Source organism: Cupriavidus sp. 05T41 (genome assembly GCF_056396525.1).
This window is the reverse complement of the sequence record NZ_JBFTLQ010000172.1, coordinates 1-7528: the sequence shown is the minus strand read 5'-3', so window position 1 is coordinate 7528 and position 7528 is coordinate 1. Positions and strand designations below refer to the sequence as shown.

Below are 7528 nucleotides of genomic sequence, written 5' to 3'. Positions count from 1 at the left end.
CGATGGCATAAGGCTCCAGCGGAATCGAGGTACGGCCCGTGGCGATCAGCTCCGCCATGGTTTCGCCCACGCCGGGGCTGATCGCAAAGCCCTCGCCATTGAAGCCGAAGGCGTAGTACAGGCCGGGCACCGTGGCGCTGGGGCCCATCACCGGCTGCCAGTCGGGGGTATAGCCTTCGATGCCGCTCCACACGCGAATCAGCTGCACATGCTCGAAGGCCGGCACGAAGCGGCGCAGTTCGCGCAGYTGGCGCAGCACGTTGTCGGGCTTCACGTAGGCGCGGATGCGSTCGGTGTACGCCGGCCCCTTGAGGCCRCCGCCGAAGACGATGTTGCCGCGTGAGATCTGGCGGAAGTACAGGCTCTCATGCTCGATCGGCGTAGAAACGCCGATGGAAGGGCCGATGGCATAGGGCAGCGGCTCGGTCACGCCCATCTGCGGGCCGCGCGCGTCCATCGGCACGCCCTCGCYGAACTGCTCGGCCATGCGGTTGGACCAGGCGCCGCACGCCACCAGCATTTGCGGTGCGCGAAAGCGCCGGCCATCGGCGGTGTGAGCGACAAAGCCATTGGCGTCGCGCTCGACCTGCATCACCTCGGCATGCTCGACGATCTGCGCGCCGGCGCGACGCGCGGCGCGCGCGAAGGCCGGGCCGGCCAGGCGCGGGTTGGCRTGGCCGTCCTGCGGCGAGTACGARCCTGCCACCACGCCGGGCGCAAAGATGCCCCAGCGCCGGCGCAACTGCTCGGCGCTGAAGAGCTSCAGRTCCAGYCCGAGCGGCTTCACGTCGCGSRCRTGTTGCTCGAGCACGGYGGCCTGCTGTTCGGTGTAGCACACGCGCAGGTGGCCGTACGGGACGAACTCGAGGTCYTCGCCCAGCAGTTCCTTCACGCGGCCCCAGACGGCACGCGCGCGATTGGCCAGCGGCATCTGGTGCAGGGCRCGTCCCTGGCGGCGCACATTGCCGAAGTTGGTGCCGCTGGCCTGGCGCCCGACCAGCTCGCGCTCCAGCAGCACCACCGAGAGGCCCTGCTGGCGCAGGAAGAAGGCGGTGGTGGTGCCCATCAGGCCGCCACCGAGCACCAGCACATCGGCGTCGTGCGTCTTGGATGCCGTGCTGCTCATGCCTTCACCTCGTGTGTATTCATCATCAGTGGCTTGACCGGTGCCTGCGAGCGCAGGCGACCGACTTGTTCGATCGGGATGCCGCAGGCCTGCGCCACGATCTCGGCCGCGGCATGGCCGCAGAAGCGGCCCTGGCAGCGGCCCATGCCGACGCGGCTGAAGGCCTTGGCCCGATTGACTTCCTGGCTGTCCAGTTCGCTCACGCAGCGGCGCAGCTCGCCCACSGTCACGGCCTCGCAGCGGCATACCACGGCGGCATCGGGCAGGGCGGCGGCCTGCGTGTGCGGCCACGGGAAGGCGCGCGCCAGCCCCTGGCGGAAGCGGTCCATCTGGTCGAGGRTGCGGCGCAGCGCAGCCGATTCCGCGGCGTATTGTGCGCGGCCCCGCTCATGCCCCAGGTCGGCCAGCGCCGCCAGCGCCGCGAGCCGGCCCGCGGCTTCGGCCCCATCGGCACCGAGGATGCGCGCGCCGTCGCCGGCCAGGTAGACGCCGCGCGTGCTGCTGCGGCCGTCCGCGTCGATGCGCGGCAGCCACTGGCGGCTCACGGGGTCGAAGGCGAACTCGCAGCGCGCGAGGTCGGCCAGTTGCGTCTCGGCGCGCAGGTGCCAGCCCAGGCCGACGGCGTCGCASGCGAAGCGCTGCTCGCGTCCGCGCGCATCGCGCACGGTCACGSCCYGCACGCCAAGGCGGTCATCGCCGTCGATGCCCAGCGGCGTCACGCCCTGCAGCACCGGTACGCCGGCATGCTTGAGGCCGCGGATCAGTCCGAGGCCGCGCAGCGCCAGCCGGGGGCGCGCCAGCAGGCCGGTGATGGCACCCCAGGACTTATTGGCGGAGGACGTGTCGAGTACTGCCGCCACGCGCGCGCCGGCCTGCACGTACTGCGAGGCCACCAGGTAGAGCAGCGGCCCGCTGCCGAGGAAGACGACCTGCGCGCCGATGGCGCAGGCCTGTGCCTTGAGCGCGATCTGGGAAGCGCCCAGGCTGTAGCAGCCGGCGCGGTGCCAGCCGGGCACCGGCATGAGCCGGTCGGTGGCACCGGAGCACACCAGCAGKGCGTCGAAGGGCAGCGTCTGCGGCTCGTCCCCGCACACGACGTGCAACTCACCCTCGGTCAGGTTCCACGCCAGCGTGTTGGGACGGTAGTCGATCCGCGCGYGCAGCGCGTCGAAGTCGCGGTGCAGCGCCTGGGCCTTGTCGGCCTCGCTGCCATAGAGCTTGGCGTAGGAGCGTTKGAAGCCTTCGGGCTGGCGGCGGTAGATCTGGCCGCCGTCGCGCCGGCCTTCGTCGATCACGGTAGGGCGCAGTCCGGCCTGCGCCAGTGCCTGGGCCGCGCGTACGCCGGCGCGCACGCGGGCCGTCGCCGAATTCGCTGTCGCGCACGCGCCGGCCATTCAGCAGCAGTGCGACCAGAAGGGTGTCACCMGCCAGGGCGGTGGCACTGCGGCCATCGATGCGCAGGGTGATGGCGGGGCGGTCGGATTCTGCCAGCCGCAGGAATCGCGCGGGCAGTGGGGGAGCGTTGTCGGGCATGGGCGGCGGCTCGGCGTTGGTTTGGAAACAATGGGCTGACCGGACTGACTGAATGGGCTTTGCGGACTTCACAACAGGCTGGCCTGTGCCTCAAGCTTAGGGCGAGTGGCACATGGCGTGGTGCTGCATTCAGGGGACTGAGCGAAGCACGCTGCTGTTATGCGGGCCGTGGCAGCAGATTGTTTGGCAGAGGGCTTCCGGCAGCCTCGCGCAGCAGGCCAAGGCTGTCCAGCCATTGGTCCGGCGCCATGCCGCAGTGCATGGCGATGTCGTTGTGGTGATCGATCGGACTTATCCTGGGCCATATCGTTCGCGCGGAGCCAGAATGCCCTCGGGTTTATCCGAGGGATGCAAGAATCGTCCGCCTCGGGTGGCAGTTTCGCAATTCGATGCGGTAGCGCGGTCCGTAACGGAGACAAATGCTGAGACTTCTTGTCTAGCATGGAGGCATGAATCCACTATCGGTGCCGGCACGCGGCGCCCCTCCTTCCGTGCAAATATTCGACCCCCAGACAGTCTCCGTTCCCTCGGGCCATTTCATTGGCGGGCGGCTCGTGCCTGATGCCGGCCGCATCCCCGTGCGGCGCCCCTCCGATAACCAGGTGCATGCCGAGCTGCCGCTGGCTGACGCCGCCGCTGTGGATGCGGCGGTGCAGGACGCGTGGAAGGCGTGGCGTACCAGCGACTGGGCGCGCCGTGCCCCGCGCGAGCGAGCGCGCGTGCTGCGTCGCTGGGCCGACCTGATCGAAGCCGATGTGCAGGGTCTCGCGCCGCTCGAAGCGGTGTGCTCCACGCGGCCGGTGCACGCTGCCTCGGCCTGGGATGTGCCTTTCACCGCCGAAGGCCTGCGATTCTTCGCCGAATATGCCGACAAGGTCGGTGGGGACGTGGCGGCCACGCAGCACGATCACCTAGGCATGGTGGTGGCCGAGCCATATGGCGTGGTGGGTGCGATCACCCCATGGAATTTCCCGCTGGTGATGGTGTCGTGGAAGGTGGGCGCGGCGCTTGCCGCCGGCAACGCGGTGGTGCTCAAGCCTTCCGAGCTGACGCCGTTCTCCGCTGTGCGCCTGGCCCAGCTGGCGATCGAGGCGGGCGTGCCGCCGGGCCTGTTCAACGTGGTGCAGGGCGACGGGCGGACCACGGGCGATGCGCTCACGCGCCACCCCCTGATCTCGAAAATGACCTTTACGGGATCGACGCAAACGGGCGCCGCGATCATGGCCAGTTGCGCGTCGCATGGCCCCAAACCAGTCACGCTGGAACTGGGCGGAAAGAGCCCGCAACTGGTATTCGATGACGCGCCGGACCTCGATCGGCTGGCAGGCATCATTGCCGGCGCCATCACCGGCAATGCAGGCCAGGTATGTGTCGCGGGCTCGCGCCTGATTGTGCAGCGCGGCATTGCCGAGGCGCTGGTCGAGCGCATCGCGGCACGCTTTGCCGCGCTGCGGCCCGGTGCGACCTGGGATGACGCGGCGACGCTGCCGCCCATCATCTCGGCAGCACAGGCGGCGCGCATCCTCGACATCGTCGAGCGCGCGTGCTGCCCGGGCGCGCAGGTGCGCAGCGGCGGCGGGCTGTTCGACGGCGGGCCGGGCGGCGCATACTTCCAGCCCACGCTGATCGAAGGCGTGCGGGCGGACAATCCTGCCGTGCAGGAGGAAATCTTCGGTCCGGTGCTCACGGTGCAAACGTTCGACGACGAAGAAGAGGGCCTGGCGCTCGCCTCGCACGAGCGTTACGGCCTGGCCGCCGGCGTACACACTGCCGATATCGGAAGAGCGCTGCGCGCCATGCGCGGCATCGCCGCCGGCACGGTGTGGATCAACCGCTACGGGCGCAGTTCGGATTTTGTGATTCCCACCGGCKGCTACCACCAGTCGGGCATCGGCAAGGATCTGGGGCGCCAGGCCGTAGAGGCAAATTTGCGCTTCAAAAGCGTGCTGATCGATTTTGCTGCGGCGCGTTAGCGGTGCGTCATCACTCGCCTGCGCACCCCTGCGGTGCCAACCGCATGACCTGCCGCGGGACCCATGACAAACCGCAGTTTCGCCGCGTGCCACGGCCTCATTTCCATATAAACGCTATGCGGCCGCGTGCTTTAATCCTTTCGAAATAATTCTGTCGCCTGCGCCGGACAATGCGCGGCTCCACCCCGGTCGCCGACCGGAAAACCCTGAGGATCAGAGACCATGACCTTCCGTCCCAAGTACGTGACCTTCGACTGCTATGGCACGCTTACGCGTTTCCGCATGGGCGAAATGACGCGCGAACTGTTCGCAGATCGCATCCCTGCCGAGCAGATGGAGCAGTTCATCGCCGACTTCAGTGCCTACCGTTTCGACGAGGTACTGGGCGACTGGCAGCCCTACGAAGTGGTGCTGAAGAACGCCGTGCGCCGCCTGTGCAAGAAGTGKAAGATCCAGTACTTCGACACCGATGGCCAGCAATACTACGACGCCGTGCCGACGTGGGGCCCGCATGAGGATGTGCCCGCTGGCCTGGCCAAGGTGGCCAAGGAGATTCCGCTGGTGATCCTGTCGAACGCCTCGGACGCCCAGATCCAGAAGAATGTGGCCATGCTCGGCGCGCCGTTCCACCGCGTCTACACCGCGCAGCAGGCCCAGGCCTACAAGCCGCGCCTGAAGGCCTTCGAGTACATGCTCGACTCGCTGGGCTGCAACCCGGAGGATGTGCTGCACGTGTCGTCGAGCCTGCGCTACGACCTGATGTCGGCTGACGACATCGGCATCGTTAACAAGGTTTTCGTGAACCGTGGTCACGGCCCGGGCAACGCGGCGTACCGCTACACMGAGATCCAGGATATCGGTGGCCTGCCCGGCGTCGTCGGCCTTTGAATTGAGCTTCCACAGTTCCATCCCCACCATGAAGCTTGATTCCTACTGGAACGATTCGGTGCCAAGACTGGTACTGGACGCGCACAATCTGCCGCCGCAGGTCGATGTGGCCATCATCGGCGGCGGCTTCACGGGGCTCTCGGCGGCGCTGGCGCTGGCGCGGCGTGGCGCCAGCGTGGTGGTGCTGGAGGCCGGCGCCACCGTGGCGCCCGAGGCCTCGGGGCGCAATGGCGGCCATGTGAACAACGGGCTGGCGGTGGACTACGCGGAGCTGGCTGCCAGGGTGGGCGTGGAACGCGCCCGCGGCTGGTACCACGCCTATGACGACGCGGTCGATACCGTGGAGCGTATCGTGCGCGACGAGGGCATTGCCTGCGACTTCCAGCGCAACGGCAAGCTCAAGCTCGCCACCAAGGCTCACCAGATGGACGCGCTGCGGCGCAGCGCCGAGCGCCTGGTCGTCGACGGCGTGGATACCGACGTGGAAATTCTCGACGCGGCGCGCGTGGGTGCCGAGGTGCAGAGCGAGCGTTTTCACGGCGGCCTGCTGTACAAGCGCAGCGGCCAGATGCATATGGGCCGCTTCGCGCAAGGACTGGCCGTGGCAGCACAGCGCCATGGCGCACAGATCCACACTGGCACCTGCGTGCTCCGCATCGAGCGTGTGCAAGGCCAGGTGCACCGCCTGCACACCGAGCGCGGCACGGTGCTGGCCCGGCAGGTGCTGCTCGCTACCGGGGCATCGCGCCACGGCGGCTACGGCAGCTTCGGCTGGCTGCGCCGTCGCATCGTGCCGATCGGCAGTTTCATCGTTACCACGGAGCCGCTGGGCGTCGAACGCGCTAGGGCACTGCTGGCCAAACGCCGTACCTATGTCACGGTGGCGAACATTCACCATTACTTCCGCCTCACGCCCGACCACCGGCTGGTGTTCGGCGGCAGGGCGCGCTTTGCCGTCTCCAGCCCGCAGCAGGATGCTGCCAGCGGGGAGATCCTGCGCGCCGGCCTGGCCCAGATMTTCCCGCAGCTCGGCCACGTCCGGCTCGACTATTGCTGGGGCGGATTGGTCGACATGACGCAGGACCGCCTGCCGCATGCAGGCGAGCACGACGGCCTGTTCTACTCCATGGGCTATAGCGGGCATGGCACGCAGATGTCGGTGCACATGGGCGAGCGCATGGCTGCGGTGATGGCCGGCGACGCGGCTGCCAATCCGTGGCGCGAGCGCGACTGGCCCGCCATTCCCGGGCATTTTGGCCCGCCGTGGTTCCTGCCTGCGGTGGGCTTGTACTACCAGCTCAAGGACCGGCTTGCTTGAGCTTTGCGCACCTGCTGAGCTTTCGCCGCGATCCCGCTGTTTCCCTCTCAGAATAATCAGGAGCACAACCAACCATGAACGATAGCGGTAATGAGTTCGAGAGCATTGTCGGTCCCGGCGAAAGCCTTCGTGTGATGGATCTGCTCAAGCGCGGAGCCACGCGGCGTGACGTGCTGGCGATGCTGCTGGCGGGCGGCATGCAGGCCACGCTGGCCGGCAGCCTGGCTGGCATGGCCGCCAAGGCCCATGCAGAGACGCCAAAGCGTGGTGGCCGTATCCGCGTGGCCGTTGCCACGGGAGCCGCCTCCGATACGCTCGATCCGGCCAAGCAGTCGAACCAGAACGACTACGTGCGCTGCAACATGGTCTACAACGGGCTGACCTCGCTCGATAGGAGCCTGACGCCGCGGGCTGCCCTGGCCGAATCGTTCAACACCACCGATGCCAAGACCTGGGTCTTCACGCTGCGCAAGGGCGTGGCCTTCCACGACGGCAAGGCGTTGTCCCCGGCCGACGTGGTGTATTCGATCATGCGCCACAAGGACCCCGCCACCGCTTCCAAGGCCAAGGTGCTGGCCGAGCAGATCGAGAGCGTGAAAGCCACCGGCCCGAACGAGGTCACGGTGGTGCTCACCAGCCCCAATGCCGACCTGCCGGTGATCCTGGGCACCTTCCACTTCCTCATCGTCA

At 67.9% G+C, this 7528-nt stretch carries 6 protein-coding genes and 1 pseudogene; 4 read left to right on the top strand and 3 right to left on the bottom strand.

Going from position 1 to position 7528, the window contains the following annotated elements:
• From AC1DKV_RS40075 to AC1DKV_RS40065, 3 genes and pseudogenes are all read right to left on the bottom strand, one after another.
• Nucleotides 1-1126, bottom strand: a 1126-nt coding sequence (locus AC1DKV_RS40075) for an NAD(P)/FAD-dependent oxidoreductase (protein ID WP_441624485.1), incomplete at its 3' end; no start/stop codon positions are given.
• A complete protein-coding gene (locus tag AC1DKV_RS40070; RefSeq protein ID WP_477139714.1) occupies nt 1123-2478 on the bottom strand; it encodes an FAD/NAD(P)-dependent oxidoreductase in 1356 nt (451 codons plus the stop codon). The genes AC1DKV_RS40070 and AC1DKV_RS40075, both read right to left, overlap by 4 nt.
• A pseudogene (locus AC1DKV_RS40065) lies at nt 2474-2659 on the bottom strand (2Fe-2S iron-sulfur cluster-binding protein); the annotation flags it as partial. The gene AC1DKV_RS40070 and the pseudogene AC1DKV_RS40065, both read right to left, overlap by 5 nt.
• Before the next feature lie 449 nt (nt 2660-3108).
• Between AC1DKV_RS40065 and AC1DKV_RS40060 the strand changes: the two are divergent.
• The 4 genes from AC1DKV_RS40060 to AC1DKV_RS40045 form a co-directional block, all read left to right on the top strand.
• The gene (locus AC1DKV_RS40060) at nt 3109-4632 is read left to right on the top strand and encodes an aldehyde dehydrogenase family protein (protein ID WP_477139713.1); all 1524 of its coding nucleotides are present in this window, start codon (nt 3109-3111) and stop codon (nt 4630-4632) included.
• Between the two features lie 222 nt (nt 4633-4854).
• Nucleotides 4855-5520 carry a haloacid dehalogenase type II gene (locus AC1DKV_RS40055; protein ID WP_477139712.1) on the top strand — a complete coding sequence of 222 codons (666 nt, stop codon included), beginning with the start codon at nt 4855-4857 and terminating at the stop codon, nt 5518-5520.
• 28 nt (nt 5521-5548) lie between these two features.
• Nucleotides 5549-6838 carry an NAD(P)/FAD-dependent oxidoreductase gene (locus tag AC1DKV_RS40050; protein ID WP_441624413.1) on the top strand — a complete coding sequence of 430 codons (1290 nt, stop codon included), beginning with the start codon at nt 5549-5551 and terminating at the stop codon, nt 6836-6838.
• A gap of 74 nt (nt 6839-6912) precedes the next feature.
• A partial coding sequence (locus AC1DKV_RS40045) for an ABC transporter substrate-binding protein (RefSeq protein WP_441624411.1) occupies nt 6913-7528 on the top strand: 616 nt, incomplete at its 3' end.